We start from the raw sequence: 20,852 nt of genomic DNA, 5'->3' as shown, positions 1-20,852 counted from the left end.
ACCTTTTAAACATCACAGACGTCCACTCCCCTGTCATGACCTTTCGTCAGGTGTAGAAAAATCAGTCAGTTAGCCTGACGAGGGCGGCGCTCATGGCCTTTCCCATGGCCGTTTATCGGCCGGGACAAGGCTGCTCTTCGCGAACATCTTTTCCGCCAGCCAGGAATGGTTTTGCCTCACGGGGAAGTGTTCGCCGACCGAAAAAAGGAGTCCATCTGTGGCTAATCGCTATGGCAAGGGGCTTATGGGAGGCGTGACAGTGATCGCGCTCCTGGCCCTGTTGATCCACTGGATCGGCATCAGCACGATCGAGCACTACCAGGCCGATCTGTGGTTCTACCTGCAAGCGCATCTCTACCTGGTGCTCGCCTCGATGTTCGCGGCGCTCGTCGTCGGCATTCCCGCCGGCATCCTGCTCAGTCGCCCGGCCATGGCCGCGCGGGCCGAACGCTTCATGCAGGTCTTCAACATCGGCAATACCGTGCCCCCGCTGGCGGTGTTGGCCATCGCCCTGGGGATTCTCGGCATCGGCGCCGGGCCGGCGATCCTGGCCTTGTTCCTCGCCTCGCTGCTGCCGATCGTGCGCAACACCTACGAAGGCCTGAAGAACGTCGAGGCTTCGCTGAAGGAGGCCGCCACCGGCATCGGCATGACCCCGCGCCAGGTGCTGTGGAAAGTCGAATTGCCCAACGCCGTGCCGATCATCATCGGCGGCGTGCGGGTGGCCCTGGCGCTCAACGTCGGCACCGCGCCACTGGCGTTCCTGATCGGTGCCAACAGCCTGGGCAGCCTGATCTTCCCCGGCATCGCCCTGAACAACCAGCCGCAACTGATCCTCGGTGCCGCCTGCACCGCCCTGCTGGCGCTGCTGCTCGACGCCCTGGTGACCCTGGCCAGCCGCCTCTGGCTGGAGCGCGGGCTGCGCCCGGCCTGAGCAAAGGAAACGACATGAAAAGACTCTGCATTCTCCTCGCCTGCGCCCTGCTGTTCGCGGGCACGGCCCAGGCCGCCGACAAACCGCTGATCCGTATCGGCGCCCGGGTGTTCACCGAGCAGACCCTGCTCGCCGAGATCACCTCGCAATACCTGCGCAGCAAGGGCTACGACACACAGGTCACCGGCGGCCTGGGCAGCAACCTGGCCCGCAGCGCCCACGAAAGCGGGCAACTGGATCTGCTCTGGGAATACACCGGCGTATCGCTGGTGGCCTACAACCATGTGACGGAAAAGCTCGACAGCGAACAGTCCTACGCCCGGGTCAAGGAACTCGACGCGAAAAAGGGCCTGGTCTGGCTCACTCCGTCGAAGTTCAGCAACACCTACGCCCTGGCCCTGCCGCAGAAAGTGGCGCAGCAGTATCCGCAGATCAACAGCATCAGCCAGTTGACCGAGGTGCTGCGCAATGAGGCCGACGCGCATCACCTGGTGGCTCTGGACACCGAGTTCGCCAACCGCTCCGACGGCCTGGCCGGCATGGTCAAGCTGTACGGCATGAACCTCGACCGCCGCACCATCCGCCAGATGGACGCCGGGCTGGTCTATACCGCCCTGCGCAACAGCCAGGTGTTCGCCGGCCTGGTCTACACCACCGACGGCCGGCTGAACGCCTTCAAGCTCAAGCTGCTGGAAGACGACAGGCATTATTTCCCGGACTACACCGCCGCACCGGTGGTACGCCAGGCCGTCCTCGACGCCAACCCGCAGTTGGCCGCCAACCTCAAGCCGCTGGCCGAGCTGTTCGACGACGAAACCATGCGCCAGCTCAACGCCCGGGTCGACGTCGGCCATGAGAGCCCCTCCGCCGTGGCCGCCGACTTCCTGCGCCAACACCCCATCCACTGAGGAGAAGACATGGACTTTCTCAACGCCTTTTCCCATCTGGACTGGTCACAGGTGCTGCACCTGACCGGGCAGCACATCACCCTGGTCGGCATCGCGGTGAGCCTGGCCATCGTCTTCGGCGTGCCGCTGGGCGTGCTGATGACCCGCTTCCCGACCCTGGCCGGCCCCCTGCAGGCCAGCGCCACGGTGCTGCTGACCATTCCGTCGATCGCGCTGTTCGGCCTACTGCTGCCGTTCTACTCGAAATTCGGCCAGGGCCTCGGCCCGCTGCCGGCGATCACCGCGGTGTTCCTCTATTCCCTGCTGCCGATCATGCGCAACACCTACCTGGCGCTGACCGGCGTCGAACCGGGTATCCGCGAGGCGGCCCGCGGCATCGGCATGACCTTCGGCCAGCGCCTGCGCATGGTCGAGCTGCCGATCGCCGTGCCGGTGATCCTCGCCGGCGTGCGCACCGCCGTGGTCATGAACATCGGCGTCATGACCATCGCCGCCACCATCGGCGCCGGCGGCCTCGGCGTACTCATCCTGGCGGCCATCAGCCGCAGCGACATGTCGATGCTGCTGGTCGGCGCGGTGCTGGTCAGCGTCCTGGCCATCGTCGCCGACCTGCTGCTGCAGCGCCTGCAACGCACATTGACTCCAAAAGGACTCCTGAAATGATCGAACTTCAAGACCTGAGCAAGACCTTTCAAAGCAATGGCAAGGCGGTCAAGGCCGTCGACTCCGTCAGCCTGACCGTCAACGAAGGCGAGATCTGCGTCTTTCTCGGCCCGTCCGGTTGCGGCAAGAGCACCACGCTGAAAATGATCAACCGGCTGATCGTGCCGACCTCGGGCAAGGTACTGATCAACGGCGAGGACACCACCGCCCTGGACGAAGTGACCTTGCGCCGCAACATCGGCTACGTGATCCAGCAGATCGGTCTGTTCCCGAACATGACCATCGAGGAAAACATCACCGTGGTCCCGCGCCTGCTCGGCTGGGACAAGCACAAATGCCACGAGCGGGCCCGCGAGCTGATGAACATGATCAAGCTCGAACCCAAGCAGTACCTGCATCGTTATCCACGGGAACTGTCCGGCGGCCAGCAGCAGCGCATCGGCGTGATCCGCGCGCTGGCGGCGGAGGCACCGCTGCTGCTGATGGACGAGCCGTTCGGCGCGGTCGACCCGATCAACCGGGAAATGATCCAGAACGAGTTCTTCGAAATGCAGCGGGCGCTGAACAAGACCGTGATCATGGTCAGCCACGACATCGACGAAGCCCTCAAGCTCGGCGACAAGATCGCCATCTTCCGTGGCGGCAAGCTGATTCAGATCGACCACCCCGACACCCTGCTGGCGCACCCGGCGGACGAGTTCGTCAGCCACTTCGTTGGCCAGGACAGCACCCTCAAGCGCCTGCTGCTGGTCAAGGCCGAAGATGCCGCGGACAACGCGCCGTCGGTCAGCCCGCAAACGCCGGTGGCCGAGGCCCTGGACCTGATGGACGAGCATGACCGTCGCTACGTGGTGGTCACCGACGCCGACAACAAGGCCCTGGGCTACGTGCGCCGCCGCGACCTGCACCGCCAGAGTGGCGACTGCGGCCAGTTCCTGCGCGAGTTCAACGCCACCGCCGCCTACGACGAACACCTGCGCATCCTGCTGTCGCGCATGTACGAGTTCAACCGGGCGTGGCTGCCGGTACTGGATGCCGAGCGGGTATTCCTCGGCGAAGTGACCCAGGAATCGATCGCCGCCTACCTGAGTTCCGGGCGTTCGCGCGGGGCCAAGACCAGCATCGTCTCGCCGGCGGAACTGGTCGAGGCCTGAGCACGCCCCCTGCTTCACCGCCGCCCCCTGTAGGAGCCGGGCTTGCCCGCGAAGCCTTTGGCGATCTTGAGGGCCCATTCGCGGGCAAGCCCGGCTCCTACCTGACCTGCGTGGTGATACAGGCGGGGCTAGACGTAAACCATCGGTCACTGAAGGGGAACATCAGACTGTCATCCGGGTCGGTTAAATAGATGGCTGATCCGGGTCACGCGACGAACGCATGCAAAAACGCGACATTTTTAGTTGATCTAAAGCCCCTCAAGTCCTAAAGTTCGCGCCGAACGTCCATGCTGGAAACGATCCATCCGGCTCAAGTACTGACGACGAGACAGCGAGGCCAAGGGAAGCGGTTGATCCCATGGCCTTTTTGCTTTCGGCGGCAATGCCTTGGGAAGTAGGCGAACCAAAGTGGGGATACGGAGGACGTTCATTTGCACCCATTGATAACTCACGTTTGCCACTAGGAGTCCCCCACGTATGTCGATCCAGGTCGAAGACTATTTCGCGCGCGATACTTTCAAGAAAATGAAGGCATTCGCCGACAAGCAGGAAACCCCGTTCGTGGTCATCGATACCCAGATGATCGCCCAGGCCTATGATGACCTGCGGGCCGGTTTCGAATTCGCCAAGGTCTACTACGCGGTCAAGGCCAACCCGGCGGTCGAGATCATCGACCTCCTGAACCAGAAGGGTTCGAGCTTCGACATCGCCTCGATCTACGAACTGGACAAAGTGATGGGTCAGGGCGTCAGCGCCGACCGCATCAGCTACGGCAACACCATCAAAAAATCCAGGGACATCCGCTACTTCTACGAGAAGGGCGTGCGCCTGTACGCCACCGACTCGGAAGCCGACCTGCGCAACATCGCCAAGGCCGCTCCGGGCTCGAAAGTCTACGTGCGGATCCTCACCGAAGGCTCGACCACGGCCGACTGGCCGCTGTCGCGCAAGTTCGGCTGCCAGACCGACATGGCCATGGACCTGCTGATCCTCGCCCGCGACCTGGGCCTGGTGCCTTACGGCGTGTCCTTCCACGTCGGTTCGCAACAGCGCGACATCAGCGTGTGGGATGCGGCGATCGCCAAGGTCAAGGTGATCTTCGAACGCCTGAAGGAAGAAGACGGCATCGAACTCAAGCTGATCAACATGGGTGGCGGCTTCCCGGCCAACTACATCACCCGTACCAACAGCCTGGAAACCTATGCCGAGGAAATCATCCGTTTCCTCAAGGAAGACTTCGGTGACGACCTGCCGGAAATCATCCTGGAGCCGGGCCGTTCGCTGATCGCCAACGCCGGTATCCTGGTCAGTGAAGTGGTGCTGGTGGCGCGCAAGTCGCGTACTGCCGTGGAGCGTTGGGTCTACACCGACGTGGGCAAGTTCTCCGGCCTGATCGAAACCACCGACGAGTCGATCAAGTTCCCGATCTGGACCGAGAAGAACGGTGAAGTGGAAGAAGTGGTGATCGCCGGTCCGACCTGCGACAGCGCCGACATCATGTACGAGAACTACAAGTACGGCCTGCCCCTGAACCTGGCTGCCGGCGACCGCCTGTACTGGCTGTCCACCGGTGCCTACACCACCAGCTACAGCGCCGTCGAATTCAACGGTTTCCCACCGCTGAAATCGTTCTACGTGTAACTGCTCGCCCCTGCGAGACCCAAAGGCCCGTGCTCGTCACGGGCTTTTTTGTTTGTGGGCCTCCATGGCCATGTGCAAGGACCGACTGGCCTCTTCGCGGGCAAGCCCGCTCCTACAAGTTACACAACCTGTGGGAGCGGGCTTGCCCGCGAAGAGGCCCTCAAGCCTTGCTCGCAAACAGGGAAACAGTGCTATCCCTGAAAGGCCTGCAAGGCAGCGCGGTCGCTTTCATCACCCAGCTCAGCCGCCCTTTGGTGATAGGCCAGGGCCATCGCCCGAATCGTCGGATCACGGGCCGCCAGCAGCGCCTGGCGACTGACCCGGAGAAACTTCAGATTGCCCCCTCCAATGCCCGCTCCAGCCACTGCCGGGCCGCCTCGACCTGGCCCTGATCGGCGAGCACCGCCCCATGGCTGAACTGCCCGCGAAAATCGCCCGCCTCGGCCGAACGCCGATACCACCCATGGGCCGCCGCCGGGTCGGCCGGACAGAACCGTCCATCCTCCAGATAACGCCCAAGCAGATTCATCGACTTGGCATGCCCCCTCTCGGCGGCACGCCGGTAACACGCCAGCGCCTGGACCTGATCCTCGGCCACCCCACGCCCGGTCGCCAGCAGGTTGGCATAGTTGTACAGGCCCCAATCCAGACCGGCCTGGGCAGCCATCCGATAATGCCGTGCCGCCTGCCGGGCGTCGGCCTCGCAACCCCAGCCATGCTCATGACAACGTCCAAGCATGTTGCGCGCCATCGCGTGACCGGCGTTGGCGGCGATGCCGAACCAGCGCACGGCCAGCGCCGGGTCCTGCTCGATGCCCTGCCCCTGCAGGAGAATCTGCCCCAGCAGCGCCTGGGCCTCGACGATCCCCTCGCCGGCCGCCAGCAGAATGGCCTGCGCGGCGCGGGCCGGATTCTCCTCCAGCATGGCCTTCAACGACTCGCCATCGAGCACTTCTTCGCGGCGCAACTGAAAGCCCATCGCCTACACCTCGACCCAGCGACGCAGCAGGTTGTGATAGGTACCGGTCAGCTGGATCAGGGCCGGGTGATCGGGCACGTCACGGGTCAGGCTCTGGATCGCATTGTCCATGTCAAACAGCAGGGTGCGCTGGCTGTCCTCGCGGACCAGGCTCTGGGTCCAGAAGAACGCCGCATACCGTGCCCCACGCGTTACCGCGTTGACCTTGTGCAGGCTGGTGCCCGGGTAGAGCACCAGGTCACCGGCCGGTAACTTGACCTGCCGCGTGCCGTAGGTGTCCTGGATCTCCAGCTCGCCACCGTCGTACTCGTCCGGGTCACTGAAGAACAGCGTGGACGACAGGTCGGTACGCACCCGCTCCGGATTGCCCCTGGGCTGGCGTACCGCGTTGTCGATATGAAAGTCGAAACTGCCGCCCGCCGTGTAGCAGTTCAGTAGTGGCGGGAACACCTTGTGCGGCAGCGCCGCGGACATGAACTGCGGGTTTTTCCACAGCCGTTCCAGCATCGCCGCACCGATCTCCTTGGCCAGCGGATGCCCTTCGGACAGTTGCAGGTTGTGCTTGGCCTTGGCCGACTGATACCCCGCGGTGACCTTGCCATCGGCCCAATCGGCCTGTTCCAGCGCCTCGCGAATGCGCAGCACCTCTTCGCGGGAGAACACGCCAGGGATGTGCAACAGCATGAGGGCGATACCTTAAAGAGAAATTATCGCAATGGTATTTGATTCTTATTGGACCTGTAAAACGCCGTTCGGCAACGCCGACGAACGAGAGCGTAAAAACCGTAAGGAAAATTTGTAAAGAATGTAAATTATCTGCGAATAGCAATTTATCTCAATTGATACAAATACTTGTTTACCCTATATTCCGCCGCCTCAAAACCCTGGGGAGGGCACTTCCGATGTCACGCCAACAACGACAAATACCGAACGGTTCACCACGTCTGCTCGCCTCGGCGATCGGCATGGCCATCACCGCCACCTCGGCTGCGCACCTGGCCCAGGCGGCCGAGGAAACCGACAGCAAGGCTCAGCGCAACGTGCTCTCGCTCGGTGCCACCAACGTGACAGGCGAAGCCCAGGAGTCAACCTCCTATCAGGTCGAAAAGGCTTCTTCGCAGAAGTACACCGCGCCCCTGGTCGACACCCCGCGCTCGGTCACCGTGGTGCCGCAGCAGGTGTTGAAGGACACCGCCGCCACCTCGCTGCAGGATGCCCTGCGCACTGTCCCGGGCATCACCTTCGGCGCCGGCGAAGGCGGCAACCCGCAGGGCGATCGGCCGTTCATCCGTGGCTTCGATGCCCAGGGTGATACCTACGTCGATGGCGTGCGCGACACCGGCGCGCAATCGCGGGAAATCTTCGATATCGAATCGATCGAGGTGAGCAAGGGCCCCAACTCCTCCTTCGGTGGCCGCGGCTCCGCCGGCGGCAGCCTGAACCTGGTCAGCAAGCAGCCCAAGCAGGCCGATTTCACCAACGGCGGCTTCACCTACGGCTCCGATCAGACCCGCCGCTACGTCCTCGACGTCAACCGTCAGTTCCTCGACAGCGCCGCGTTCCGCCTGAACCTGATGAGCCACGAGCAGAACGTCGCCGGCCGCGACTCGATCAACTACGACCGCTGGGGCGTCGCCCCCTCGCTGAGCTTCGGCCTGGGCACCGACACCCGCGTGAACCTCAGCTACTACCACATGCAGAGCGACGACCTGCCGGACTCGGGCATTCCCTACGGCTACGGTTCGGCGACCGCCACCGCCCACGTCCACGACAAACCGAACGACGGCGGCGACAGCAGCAACTTCTACGGCCTGAAGGACCGCGACTTCCGCAAGACCCGCACCGACATCAGCACTTTCGCCTTCGAGCACGACCTGAACGATGCGATGACCCTCAAGAACACCCTGCGTCACGGCAACACCGGCCAGGACTACATCCTGACCCAGCCGGACGACAGCAAATTCAACGTGAACCGCTACGGCACCGTCTGGCGCCGCGCCAACACCATGGTGTCGAACACCGAGACCACCACCAACCAGACCGACCTGTTCGGCAACTTCCAACTGCTGGGCATGAAGCACAGCTACTCCACCGGTGTCGAATTCAGCCGCGAGGAAAGCCAGGTCAGCAGCTACAACGTGGCAGGCAACACCGCCAAGGTCTGCAACCCGGGCACGACACCGAGCTGTACTTCGCTGAGCAACCCGAATCCGAACGATGCCTGGACCGGCGCCATCACCCGCAACTACGCGGGCACCGACACCACCGGCGACACCCGCGCGGCCTACGCCTTCGACACCATCGAGCTGGACCCGAAATGGCAGCTCAACGTCGGCCTGCGCTATGACTCGTTCAAGACCGAGGCCAAAAACACCACGACCGGCAAGACCAGTAACGACAGCCATTTCTGGAACTGGCAGAGCGGCCTGGTGTGGAAACCGGTGGAAAACGGCAGCATCTATGTGTCCTACGCCACCTCGGCCACGCCACCAGGCGCAATGCTCGGCCAGGGCAGCGACGGCAACCCGCTGACCGCCGGCAACAACCTTGTGCTCAAAAGCGACCTGGAACCGGAAACCACCACCAACTACGAGCTGGGCACCAAGTGGGACGTGTTCCACGACCGCCTGTCCCTGACCGCGGCGATCTTCCGCACCGAGAAGGAAAACACCCGGATCCTGGTCGCCCAGAACATCTACCAGAACGCCGGCGAATCCCGGGTTGACGGCGTGGAGCTGTCGGCCAGCGGCAAGATCACCGACAAGTGGCAGGTGTTCGCCGGCTACAGCTACCTCAAGAGTGAACTGGTCGACGCCGGCCTGACCGGTCGCAACGGTGCGGTCACCGCCGGTGCCGCCCAGGCCAGCGGCAACCAGATGCCGAACACGCCGAAGAACAGCTTCAGCCTGTGGACCACCTACGAGGTCATGCCCAAGCTGACCCTCGGCGGCGGCGCCTTCTATGTCGACCAGGTCTACGGCGATGCCGGCAACACCGTCTACGTGCCGTCCTACACCCGTTACGACGCCATGGCCGCGTACAAGCTGACCCGGAACATCGACCTGCAACTCAACGTGCAGAACCTGACCAACGAGACCTATTACGACAAGGCCTTCTCGACCCACTTCGCCAACCAGGCGCCCGGTCGTACCGCCCTGTTGACCACCAGCTTCCACTTCTAGGTGGATGCGTAGCCGCAAGCCCCGCTCATGCCCGTGAGCGGGGCTTTCGTGCGTCAGGTCCGTTGTAGCGCTGTGTAGCGCAATATTTGTAAAAAGCTAACCAATATGAATTTGTCGCATTCGCACACACGGCATAATGCGCGCCGTGAAGAATCGGTTTGATTGAGCAAGGCGGTCATCGTGTTGAAAAAAACACTGTTCCAACTGCATTGGCTGTTCGGCATCACCGCCGGGCTGGTGCTGGCCTTCATGGGCATCACCGGTGCCGTGGTGTCCTTCCAGGACGAACTGCTGCGCCTGCTCAACCCCTCGGTGCTGCAGGTCGAGGTCCCCGACCATGAGGCCCTGCCCCCTGCCGAGCTGGTACGCAAGCTCGAGGCCACCGAGGGCAAGCGTGTTGCGATGCTGTGGGTCGAGCCCCACGGTGACGAGGCCGCACGGGTGTTCTTCACCGCCCCGCCGGGGGAACGTCGCGGGCAACTGCGCTACTTCGACCCCTATACCGGCGACTACCTGGGCGACGCCGTCGGCCAGGACTTCTTCAACCTGATGCTGCAACTGCACCGGTTCCTCGCCATGGGCGATACCGGCCGCCAGATCACCGGGGCCTGCACCCTGATGCTGGTGTTCTTCTGCCTGTCCGGCCTGTACCTGCGCTGGCCGCGCCAGGCCCTCGACTGGCGCGCCTGGCTGACCCTCGACTGGGCGAAAAAGGGCCGTGCCTTCAATTGGGACCTGCACTCGGTGGCCGGCACCTGGTGCCTGGTGTTCTACCTGCTGTCGGCACTGACCGGCCTGTACTGGTCCTACGAGTGGTACGCCAACGGCCTGAACAAACTGATGTCCGACTCCCCGGCCCAGCAGCGCCGGGGCGGCCGTGGCCCGGCACCGGCAGGCCCGGCGCCCAGCGCCGACTACGACGCGATCTGGGCCAGCATCCGCCAGGCTGCCGGCCCCGGCCTCAGCGCCTACAACATCCGCATGCCACCGGTGGCCGGCCAGCCGGCCACCGTGTACTACATGCTGCAGGACTCGCCCCACGATCGCGCCCTCAACCAGATCAACCTGGATCCGGCCACCGGTACCATCCGCGAGCACTTCCGCTACGCCGACAAAAGCCTCAAGGCGCAACTGCTGACCAGCATCTACGCGCTGCATGTCGGCAGCTATTTCGGTGTCACCGGACGGATCCTGCTGACGGTATCCAGCCTGACCATGCCCCTGTTCTTCGTCACCGGCTGGCTGCTGTACCTGGATCGACGACGCAAGAAACAGGCGGTGAAAAAGGCCCGCGAAGGACTCGGCCAGAACGGCGACAACGCCTGCGACTGGCTGGTGGGTTTCGCCAGCCAGAGCGGTTTCGCCGAACAGTTGGCCTGGCAGACCGCCGGCCAGTTGCAGGGGCAGGCCTGTCGGTACGGGTCCAGCCTCTGGCCGAAGTCGGCGAACGGCAACTGTGCGAGTCACGCCATGCCTTGTTCGTCGTCAGCACCTTTGGCGACGGCGAAGCGCCGGACAGCGCCCGCGGCTTCGAGCGCAAGGTGCTCGGCCAGGCCCTGGCCCTCGATGACCTGAACTATGCGGTCCTGGCACTCGGGGACCGCCAGTACCCGAACTTCTGCGGCTTCGCCCGGCGCCTGCACCACTGGCTCGACGCCCGTGGCGGCCAGACGCTGTTCGCTCCGGTGGAGGTCGACAGCGGCGACCCGTACGCGCTGCGCTACTGGCAACAGCAGCTCAGCCAGGTCACCGGTGCTGCGCCCGTGGCGGCCTGGCAGGCGCCGCGCTTCGACAACTGGACCCTCAGCCGGCGCGAACTGCTCAACCCGGGCAGCAGCGGCTCCGGGGTCTACCTGCTCAGCCTGACCGCGCCCACACCAAGCACCTGGCAAGCCGGTGACCTGGTGGAAGTCCTGCCACGCCAGAGCAGCGCCGCGGTCGCGCATTTCCTCGGTGGCCTGGGCCTCGATGCCGCCAGCCCGGTGCAGCTCGACGGCCTCTCGGAAACCCTCGCCCAGGCCCTGGCCAGCCGCCAGCTCCCGGACCATCGCGGGCACCTGGTCGGCCTGCATGCCCAGGCGCTGGTCGATGCGCTGGTGCCACTGGCGCAACGCGAGTATTCGATTGCCTCCATCGCCAGCGACGGCGAACTGCAACTGCTGGTACGCCAGGAGCGGCACGCCGATGGCAGCCTTGGCCTGGGTTCCGGCTGGCTGACCGAACATGCGGCCCTGGGCGCCGCCATCAGCCTGCGGCTGCGGCGCAACAGCGGCTTCCATCTGCCGGAGGCACCGTGCCCGCTGATCCTGCTGGGCAATGGCACCGGCCTGGCCGGACTGCGCAGCCTGCTCAAGGCACGCATCGCCGACGGTGAACAACGCAACTGGCTGCTGTTCGGCGAACGCAACCAGGCCCATGACTTCTACTGCCGGGAGGAGCTGCAGGGTTGGCTGGCCCGGGGGGATCTCGCTCGCCTGGACCTGGCGTTCTCCCGCGACCAGCAGGCCAAGGTCTACGTGCAGGATCGCCTGCGGGAGGCTGCGGACGAACTGCGCCGCTGGCTCGCCGAAGGCGCGGCGATCTACATCTGCGGCAGCCTGCAGGGAATGGCCTCCGGCGTCGACCAGACCCTGGTGGAGCTGCTCGGTGCCGAACAGGTCGAACGGCTGATCGAGCAGGGGCGCTATCGCCGGGATGTCTACTAAACGCTCGCCCTTCCTATCCGTGCCGTCAGAGACTCTGACGGCAGGCACTTCGATAACTGATGTGAGACCGACGGGACTCCGGTCGTAGCCGACGTCCCAACCTCCGAACAATGGACAGGATAGTTTCCCGCTTGAGCCTTTTTGATAAGCCCGACCTGATTGACATCCCTTAAATACACTTCCCTGTCGTGCGTTCGGCACGACAAAGATAAAGGTTAAGTAGGATGCTCGGTATAACAGCAACGGTTCGTTCGTCTGTGAACGATACCGGCAAGTTGGTAAAAGGTGGGGCCTGCAGAGTGGGAGATGGGGTGCAATCTGTATCCAACAAATCTGGCTCAATGCAACTTGGAACACTCACTCGCTCTGCTCCCGCCCCAAACGAAAGACCCTCGGAGGTATACTCATACCTGCTGTTACCGAGGCCCGACATCAACAAAATGGTCGATAGGGCGGTCGCCAATCTCAAAGATCAAATAGATCCGACAGACCCCAAAAATCGCGAGGAGTTGGTTGCGGGGTGCTTTACGCTGATCCATGACAACTGTGAAAAACTGGTCGACAAGCAAAAGATGCCATCCGACCAGGCGCTCAGTTTCAAGCAGCAACTAGGCCGTTTGGCCTGGAAAGTCGGCTTGCCGGGAGAAGCGAACAAGCAAGGTGTCTTTGTGCCCAGAGGGGCAGGCAGCGGCGCCAACCCCCTGTTAAACCCCTTGAAAGATTTAATACTCAGGGAGCACGCACATATCTTTAAGCATCCAGTCTTGCGCGAAAAGATTTTTGCGATGGCCGAGAAAAAGATAATTGCGTTTGTATCAGACCATATGAACCCCGAAGAGTCTAAGCGACTCGATTGTTTTCAACACGAGAGAGCCCTCCTTGAAAAGCAGTGGCGGAATGATCCCCCCAACCCTTTGCCACGGTCAAGTCAGCTGAACTGCACCATATCCGCACTTTCCTCCAATAGAGGCACGCCAACCCAGCACTGTAAACCCGTGTTGATTTTTGTGCCCCCCTTGCAGCCGGCTTCAGACCGGCTGCAGCTTCTGCTCGAACACCGCCACCCCATCCAGATCCCGCAGCACCACACTCATCTCGCCGCTCTGGCCGTCGATATTCACCTCGCCGAAAAACTGGAAACCGGCGAACGGTGAACTGTTCTGCACCGCTGGCGCCTTCTGGAACACCACCCGTGGGCCGAAGGTCTTGTCCAGCACGTTGGGCCCGAAGCTGCCGGCGTTCAGCGGCCCGGCGACGAACTCCCAGAACGGCTCGAAATCCTGGAACGCGGCACGGTCCGGGTGGTAGTGGTGCGCGGCGCAATAGTGCACATCCGCGGTCAACCAGACCGTGTTGTGGACCTTTTGCGCACGCAGGTAGCCGAGCAGTTCGGCGACCTCCAGTTCACGCCCCTGGGCCGGGCCCGGCTCACCGTTGGCAATCGCCTCCCAGCGCGGCCCCGGGGCTGACCTCGCCATCCGGCACGCCCAGGCCGATGGGCATGTCGGCGGCGATAACCTTCCACTGCGCCCGGGATCCCTTGAGTTCACGCTTGAGCCATTCCAGTTGTTCACGACCGAGAAAGGCCTTTTCCGCGCCGAGGTTGTCATCGTTCGGTCCACGGTAGCTGCGCATGTCGAGCACGAACACATCGAGCATCGGCCCATAGCCGAGCCTGCGGTAGATCCGCCCACCGCCGTCGGCCAGTTGCCGGCGCAGCGGCGCGTATTCCAGCCAGGCCTGGCGCGCGGGCCCGACCAGGCTGTGGATAGCCTTGTTCTTGTAGCGCTCGTCCAGTTGCTTGCTCGGCGACCAGTTGTTGGTCACCTCATGGTCGTCCCATTGCCAGATCTGCGGCACCTCGGCGTTGAACCGCCGCAGGTTGTCGTCCATCAGGTTATAGCGGTAGTTGCCGCGAAACTCGTCGAGGGTTTCGGCGACCTTGCTCTTGGCCTCGGTGGTGATGTTGCGCCAGATGCGCCCGCTTTCCGTGGTGATCTGCGCCGGGATCGGACCGTCGGCATAGATGGTGTCGCCGCTGTGGATAAAGAAGTCCGGCAGGCGCAGGCGCATGGCTTCATAGATGCGCATGCCGCCGATGTCGGGGTTGATGCCGAAGCCTTGGCCGACGGTGTCGCCACTCCAGACGAAACGGATGTCGCGGCGTTGTTGCGGCACGCTGCGCAGGTGACCGAACCACGGCTCGCTGGAGACGCCGGTCTGGGCGTCTTCGAAACGTACCCGGTAGAAGATCGCCTGGTCGACCGGCAAGCCGCTGAGCTCGACCCGGGCGGTGAAGTCGGTACGGGCGTCGGCCAGCGCCGAGACGAAGCGCCGCGGGTTGCTGAACACGCTGCGGGTGTCCCACTCCACCACCATCCGCGCCGGGCGGTCGGTGCGGCTCCAGACGATCGCCTTGTCGCCCTGCAGGTCGCCGGACTGCACGCCATCGGTCAGTTGCGGACGATCCTTGACCGAAGCGATCACCGCCGGGGCCAGGCCCGGCAGGAGAATGCCGGCACCCACGGCCTGCATGACACGACGGCGTCCGAGATTGAAATCGCTCATGGTGCACTCCCTGAAATAAAGCCAAACGCTGAACTTAGCTGCAGGGAATGAAAGAGGTGTGACACCCGGCTCCTGATCGTTCCCACGCAGAGCGTGGGAACGATCGGTGATACCGATGTGGATCAGGCCTGCGCCGGCTCCGCGACCAGCTCCACCGCTTCCGGCCGCTTCAGCACGGCATAGACCACTGCTGTCAGCAGGCTGCCGGCAATGATCGCCAGCAGGTAGGGCAAGGCGTGGTTGATCGCATTCGGAATCAGCATCACGAACAGCCCGCCATGGGGCGCCATCAGCTTGCAGCCGAAGTACATCGACAGGGCACCGGTCAGTGCCCCACCGGCGATGCTCGCCGGAATCACCCGCAGCGGGTCCTTGGCGGCAAACGGGATCGCCCCCTCGGAGATGAAGCACAGGCCAAGCACGAACGCCGCCTTGCCCGCCTCGCGCTCGCTCTGGGCGAACTTGCGCCGGGCGATCAGCGTGGCGATGCCCAGGCCGATCGGCGGCACCATGCCGGCGGCCATGGTCGCGGCCATCGGTGCATAACTCTGCGATGCCAGCAACCCGACCGAGAACGCGTAGGCCGCCTTGTTGATCGGCCCGCCGAGGTCGACACACATCATCCCGCCCAGCAGCACGCCGAGCAGAATGGCATTGGTGGTGCCCATGCTGTCGAGGAAATGCGTCAGCCCTTCGAGCATCCCGGCCACCGGCTTGCCGACCACATAGATCATCACCAGCCCGGTGAACAGGCTCGCCAGCAGCGGAATGATCAGGATCGGCTTCAACGCCTCCAGGCTGACAGGCAGCCGGGCATAACGACTGATCGCCTTGGCGCTGTAGCCCGCCAGGAAGCCGGCGACGATACCGCCAATGAAACCGGCTCCCAGGGTGCTCGCCAGCAGGCCGCCGATCATGCCCGGCGCCAGGCCCGGACGGTCGGCAATCGAGTAGGCGATGTAGCCCGCCAGCAGCGGCACCATCAGTTTGAACGCGCTCTCCCCGCCGATCTGCATCAGCGCCGCGGCAAGGGTGCCGGGCTCCTTGAAGGCGGTGATGCCGAATACGAACGACAGGGCGATCAGCAGGCCACCCGCCACCACCATCGGCAGCATGAATGAAACACCGGTCAGCAGGTGCTTGTAGACACCCGTCTTCTCCTGCTTGGCCGGCGCCTGGCTGGCACCCGCCGCCGCGGTCTCCGGCTTGCCTTCGGCCAGGGCCCGGTTCAGCGTGGCATCCGGCTGCTTGAGGGCGATACCGGTACCGCAGCGGTAGATCTTCTTGCCGGCGAAGCGCTCGGTGGCCACTTCGATATCGGCCGCCAGCAACACCACGTCGGCCTCGGCAATGGCCTGGGCACTCAGCGGGTTGCGCGCACCGACCGAGCCCTGGGTTTCCACCTGCAGTTCATAGCCCAGGCGCTTGGCCGACTGTTGCAGCGCTTCGGCCGCCATGAAGGTGTGGGCCACGCCGGTCGGGCAGGCGGTCACCGCCACCAGGCGCGCGGCCCGTTGGCCGGTCGCCGCGCTGTCCGGCGTCGGCTCGGGGCGACATGCACCCTGGCCTCTTCGGCGCCGCGGCTGAGGACACCGTCGACATCCTGCAGGGCCTGGGCTGGCGCGACCTGATAGACGCGCTTGCCGACGAACCGCGACATCTCCACCGGCACGCTGCTGACCAGCAGCACCCATTGCGCCGCCGCGAGGGTGGCCGCCGTCAACTGGCGCTCGGGGTGACGAGGATCGTGCACTTCGACGCTGGTGCTCCAACCCAGGCGCAAGGCCGCCGCTTCCAGCAGGCGGGCGCAGAGCACGCTGGTGACCATGCCATTCGGGCAGGCGGTAACAATGGCTACGTTCATCACAAACCCTCTTATTGTTCTGTCAGGGCGTGCACGCTGACGCCTCGTTCAAGCTGTACCAATTGCGCCCGGTCGCCGATACCGAAACCGATCTGGGTCACCGCCTGGGCGGCGACCGCGGTGGCGGTGCGCAGGGTCTGCCGGGCCGGGTGGCCGCTGAGCAGCCCGTGGAGCATGCCCGCCAGCAACGAATCGCCGGCACCGACAGTGCTCGCCACGTCGACCTTCGGTGGCTGGGCATGCCAGGCCTCGGCCGCCTGGAACCAGTTGACCCCGTCGGCCCCCTGGGACACCACCACGTGTTCGATGCCCTGGGCCAGCAGGCTGGCAGCCGCCTCGGCCTGCGCCTGCGCCGTCTCCACCGGACGCTGCAGCACCTCGGCCAACTCCTCGGTGTTGGGCTTGACCAGCCACGGCGCCGCGGCCAGCCCGGCCTGCAGGGCTGCGCCACTGGTGTCCAGGGCGACTTTCAGCCCCAGTTGCTTCAAACGCAGCAACAGCGCCTGCAGCCATTGCGGGCTGAGTCCCCGGGGCAGGCTGCCGGCGACCACCACGGCGTCATGGCCGGGGGCGATCCGCTCCAGGGTGTCCAGCAAGGCCTGCTGGGATTGCCCGTCGACCTCCGGGCCCGGCCCGTTCAGGTCGGTGATGCGTCCGTCATGCTCGGCCAGCTTGATATTGCTGCGGGTCTCCCCCGGCACACGGACGAATGCATCGACAAAGCCACGCCGGGCAAACAGCGTCTCGAACGCTTGCGGGTTGTCGACGCCGAGAAAGCCGCTCACGGTCAGTTGATGGCCGAGGTCCGCCAGCACCTGGGCGACGTTGACGCCCTTGCCGGCCGCATGGGTCAGCAATGACAAGGTGCGATTGACCTCCCCGGGCTCCAGCCGTGCCAGTCGCACGGTCAGGTCCAGTGCCGGGTTCAGGGTCAGGGTCAGAATCCGCGCCATTACACCGCCTCCACCAGAGCACGTACTTCATCGGCGCTGCCCACGGCCAGGGCCGAGCGGGCCAGGGCCTGGGCCGCCGGCAGGGCCAGTTCGCGTACCCGCGCCTTGACCTCGGGAATGCTGCGCGCGGCCACACTCAACTCGTCGACGCCGAGGCCAACGAGCACCGGCACCGCCAGCGGGTCGGCCGCCAGCTCGCCGCACACACCGACCCACTTGCCGTGGGCATGGGCCGCACGCACGGTGATGTCGATCAGTTGCAGCACCGCCGGGTGCAGGCCATCAGCCTGGGCCGACAGCGTCGGGTGACCACGGTCGATGGCCAGGGTGTACTGGGTCAGGTCGTTGGTACCGACGCTGAAGAAGTCCACCTCGGCTGCCAACACCGGCGCCAGCAGCGCGGCCGATGGCACTTCGATCATGATCCCCAGTTGCAGGTCGGCCACCGGGATTTCCCGGCGCAGGCGCTCGGTCATGTCCCGGGCCTGGCGCCACTCGGCGACACTGCCGACCATCGGGAACATGATCCGCAGCGGCCGGTTGTCGGCGGCACGCAGCAGCGCGCGCAACTGGCTCTCCATGATCTGCGGCCGTTGCAGGGTCAGGCGGATGCCGCGCACGCCGAGGAACGGGTTTTCCTCCTTGGCGATCGGCCAGTAGGGCAGCGGTTTGTCGCCGCCGACATCGAGGGTACGCACCACCAGTGGCCGCCCGCCCAGGCCGTCGAGCACGCGACGGTACTCGGCTTCCTGGGTCGCCTCGTCCGGTGCCTGTGGATGGGCCATGAAGATCAGTTCGGTGCGCAGCAGACCGATACCCTCGGCGCCCTGCTCCACCGCCCCGGTAACCCCGGCGCTCTCGCCGATATTGGCGAAGACTTCCACGGCGTGACCGTCACCGGTCAGCGCCGGTTCGTGACGTTGCTCGGCGGCCAGGCGCAGGCGCTGCTCGCGGGTGTCGCGCTCCTGGAGGGCGCGTTGCAGGGCGGCTTCGTCCGGCGCGACATGCAGGCGGCCACGCAGGGCATCGAGCAGCAGCGTGGTGCCCGGTGCCAGCAGCAGAACCTGCGCCCCGGCACCGACCAGCGCCGGAATGCCCAGGGCCCGGGCGACGATCGCGCTGTGGGCGGTGGCGCCGCCACGGGCGGTGAGAATGCCGGCGACCCGTGCCGGATCCAGGCGTGCCACGTCCGACGGGCCGACCTCCTCCATCACCAGCACATAGGGTTCGTCCGGCTCGGCCAGGGTTTGCACGCCGCACAACTGCGCCAGCACCCGTCGACCGATATCGCGCAGGTCCGCCGCACGTTCGGCCAGCAAGGCATCCTGCAGCGACTCCTGTTGCCGGGCCGCCGCCTCGATCACCGCCATCCAGCCGGCCTCGGCGCTTTCACCGAGCTTGAGCCGGGAATCGACCTCGTCGGTCAGTTCCGGGTCGTCGAGCATTTCCTGGTGGGTCACGAAGATCTCGCGAATCGCCCTGGCCTTGCTGCGCTGGACGAGCCCTTCGATATCCTTGCGGACCTCGCCCAGGGCCTGCTGCAGACGCTGACGCTCGACGGCGGCGGACTGGCCGCGCAGCGGGTAGTCGAATGCCTGGGCGACCTGGACATGGGCCGGGCCGATGGCAATCCCCGGTGCGGCGGCAATCGCCGGGAGCTGGCTGTTGGCCGACGGCGCCGTCACGACCACGGCCGGCTCATCCTCCACCGGAGCGCTGACGACAGCCACCTCCGGCAGTGGCTCGACCTCTTCGCCCAGGCCCTCCTCCACTGCGGCCAGCAGGGCCGGCAGCGCATCGGCGGCAATGGTCGGCTCGGCAATGAACTCCAGCACCTGGCCACGCCGGGCACCGAGGCTGAGCAGCTTGCTCAGGCTTTTCACCGAGACGGCGCTGCCCGGCGCATCGACGATGCGCACGCGGATGTCGCCCTCGAAGCTCTTCGCCAGTTGCGCCAGGACTTTCGCCGGGCGGGCATGCAGGCCGTGGGCGTTGGCCAGGCCGATGCGCGCGCTCGGCCAGTCGGCCGGCAGTTCGCCGCCGAGCACTTCCAGTACCGCACGGCTGCTGGTGGCGCGGCCCAACTCATGACCGCGGCCTTCGATCAGCAGCGCGCAAAGCCGTTCGAGCAGGGCCTGGTGGGCTTCGCCGAGGCTGGCGAGGCAGAACAGGCCGTGCAACGGCTGGCCGAGGTAGCGGATCGGCTTTTCCGGGGTGACGAAAGCCAGGCCGGGGCGCTTGACCGTCTGCTCGCTGTGCAGCCACCACAGGCCATCGCCCAGCGGCAGGGCCTCGACCTGCTGCAGCACCGCGGCGAAGCCGTTGCTCACGCAGTCGGCCTGGCGCAGCAGACGGGCGCCGCGCCAGACCAGTTCCTCGAAGTCCTCCGCGACCACACCGAGGCCGATCATCTGCGCATCCAGCGCCAGCTCCTGGGGGCGCCCTGCAGCAGCTTCAACAGCGCCTCGGCACTGCTGGCACGGCGCAGGGCCTGGCCCAGGTCGGTTTCGCCGAGGGCGCGGGTAAGCAGTTGCAGCAGGCGCAGGTGCTCGTCGGATTTTGCCGCGATACCGATGGCCAGGTAGACGATCTGCCCGTCGCCCCAGTCCACGCCCTCGGGGAATTGCAGCAGGCGCACGCCGGTGGTGTGCACCAGCTCGCGAGTTTGCGGCGTACCGTGGGAATGGCGATGCCCTGGCCGAGAAAGGTCGAGCCTTGCGCTTCGCGGGCCTGCAGCCCGTAGAGATAGCCCTCGGCGACCAGGCCGTCGGCAACCAGTGAATCGGCGAGCAGTTGCAGGGCGGCAGATTTGTCCACGGCCGACTGGCCCATGGAAATCTGCTCTACGGTGAGCTCGAGCATGCCTTTCTCCTATTCAGCCCCCACGACTGGGCGCTAGGTATTGTTTTAGATAAATCAGCTTAGGCGGACGGGCCGGATAAAGGTGCAACAGTCTTTTGGCAGAACCGTGGCACGGACCGTCATCGCCTGGAAATACGCTTGCTGAATCGTTTAACCAGAATGTAGGACACGTTACTCGATTATTGTCCGACGTAGAAGCCCTGGCAGTGGGTGATGTTGTATGAGGGGATAGGGGATGGGCGGGCGCCTTCGCGGCGGTGAGGCCACTAAACAACCTCGCGGATAAACCCGGCTCCCACAGGATAGACGGCGCCCACAGGATTTGCGTTCAGCACGATCATTGTGGGAGCCGGCGCACCGGTCCATCCGCGAAGAGGCCGGCACAGTCACCGCCGACCCCATGGGCTTGTTTGACCACTCATCGGCGGCGAGCTAAAGA

The 20,852-nt window shown here is 64.8% G+C and carries 9 protein-coding genes and 5 pseudogenes; 8 read left to right on the top strand and 6 right to left on the bottom strand.

Annotated features, from left to right (window positions below):
• Positions 1-244 precede the first annotated feature (244 nt).
• The 5 genes from ACZ5KU_RS04560 (at position 245) to ACZ5KU_RS04540 (ending at position 5,300) form a co-directional block, all read left to right on the top strand.
• Positions 245-934 (top strand): ABC transporter permease, encoded by a 690-nt coding sequence (locus ACZ5KU_RS04560; RefSeq protein WP_192842710.1) that lies wholly within the window; start codon positions 245-247, stop codon positions 932-934.
• Between the two features lie 14 nt (positions 935-948).
• A complete protein-coding gene (locus ACZ5KU_RS04555; RefSeq protein WP_464736876.1) occupies positions 949-1,842 on the top strand; it encodes a glycine betaine ABC transporter substrate-binding protein in 894 nt (297 codons plus the stop codon).
• Between the two features lie 9 nt (positions 1,843-1,851).
• Positions 1,852-2,505, top strand: coding sequence for an ABC transporter permease (locus tag ACZ5KU_RS04550; RefSeq protein WP_054058525.1), 654 nt, complete (start codon positions 1,852-1,854; stop codon positions 2,503-2,505).
• Positions 2,502-3,659: an osmoprotectant ABC transporter ATP-binding protein OsmV gene (locus tag ACZ5KU_RS04545; RefSeq protein WP_464736875.1), complete on the top strand. Its 1,158-nt coding sequence runs from the start codon at positions 2,502-2,504 to the stop codon at positions 3,657-3,659. Before ACZ5KU_RS04550 ends, ACZ5KU_RS04545 begins: the two co-directional genes overlap by 4 nt.
• Before the next feature lie 477 nt (positions 3,660-4,136).
• Positions 4,137-5,300 carry a type III PLP-dependent enzyme gene (locus ACZ5KU_RS04540; protein WP_054058523.1) on the top strand — a complete coding sequence of 388 codons (1,164 nt, stop codon included), beginning with the start codon at positions 4,137-4,139 and terminating at the stop codon, positions 5,298-5,300.
• A 191-nt stretch (positions 5,301-5,491) separates the two neighbouring features.
• Here the strand turns inward: ACZ5KU_RS04540 and ACZ5KU_RS04535 are convergent.
• Together ACZ5KU_RS04535 and ACZ5KU_RS04530 are read right to left on the bottom strand one after the other, a co-directional pair.
• A pseudogene (locus tag ACZ5KU_RS04535) lies at positions 5,492-6,279 on the bottom strand (tetratricopeptide repeat protein).
• Between the two features lie 3 nt (positions 6,280-6,282).
• On the bottom strand, positions 6,283-6,963 hold the full coding sequence (locus ACZ5KU_RS04530; RefSeq protein WP_054058521.1) for a Fe2+-dependent dioxygenase: 681 nt from the start codon (positions 6,961-6,963) through the stop codon (positions 6,283-6,285).
• Between the two features lie 218 nt (positions 6,964-7,181).
• Here ACZ5KU_RS04530 and ACZ5KU_RS04525 point away from each other — a divergent pair, with 218 nt between their 5' ends.
• The 3 genes and pseudogenes from ACZ5KU_RS04525 to ACZ5KU_RS04515 all read left to right on the top strand — a co-directional run bounded on the left by ACZ5KU_RS04525 (position 7,182) and on the right by ACZ5KU_RS04515 (position 13,320).
• Positions 7,182-9,461, top strand: coding sequence for a TonB-dependent receptor (locus tag ACZ5KU_RS04525; protein ID WP_054058520.1), 2,280 nt, complete (start codon positions 7,182-7,184; stop codon positions 9,459-9,461).
• 180 nt (positions 9,462-9,641) lie between these two features.
• Positions 9,642-12,166, top strand: a pseudogene (locus tag ACZ5KU_RS04520) (PepSY domain-containing protein).
• A 224-nt stretch (positions 12,167-12,390) separates the two neighbouring features.
• The gene (locus ACZ5KU_RS04515; RefSeq protein ID WP_464736874.1) at positions 12,391-13,320 is read left to right on the top strand and encodes a hypothetical protein; all 930 of its coding nucleotides are present in this window, start codon (positions 12,391-12,393) and stop codon (positions 13,318-13,320) included.
• On the opposite strand, the pseudogene ACZ5KU_RS04510 reads toward ACZ5KU_RS04515, so the two are convergent.
• The 4 genes and pseudogenes from ACZ5KU_RS04510 to ptsP form a co-directional block, all read right to left on the bottom strand.
• Positions 13,201-14,734: pseudogene (locus tag ACZ5KU_RS04510) on the bottom strand (alkaline phosphatase D family protein); the annotation flags it as partial. The gene ACZ5KU_RS04515 and the pseudogene ACZ5KU_RS04510 overlap by 120 nt on opposite strands.
• A 122-nt stretch (positions 14,735-14,856) precedes the next feature.
• Positions 14,857-16,598 (bottom strand): annotated as a pseudogene (locus ACZ5KU_RS04505) (PTS fructose-like transporter subunit IIB).
• 11 nt (positions 16,599-16,609) lie between these two features.
• The gene (pfkB, locus tag ACZ5KU_RS04500; RefSeq protein WP_464736873.1) at positions 16,610-17,551 is read right to left on the bottom strand and encodes a 1-phosphofructokinase; all 942 of its coding nucleotides are present in this window, start codon (positions 17,549-17,551) and stop codon (positions 16,610-16,612) included.
• Positions 17,551-20,413: pseudogene (ptsP, locus tag ACZ5KU_RS04495) on the bottom strand (phosphoenolpyruvate--protein phosphotransferase). Before ptsP ends, pfkB begins: the two are co-directional and overlap by 1 nt.
• Positions 20,414-20,852 lie beyond the last annotated feature (439 nt).

The sequence above is a fragment of the Pseudomonas sp. Tof1 genome (genome assembly GCF_055390395.1).
The sequence above is the reverse complement of the archived record's forward strand: the minus strand, read 5'-3'. Positions and strand labels throughout refer to the sequence as shown.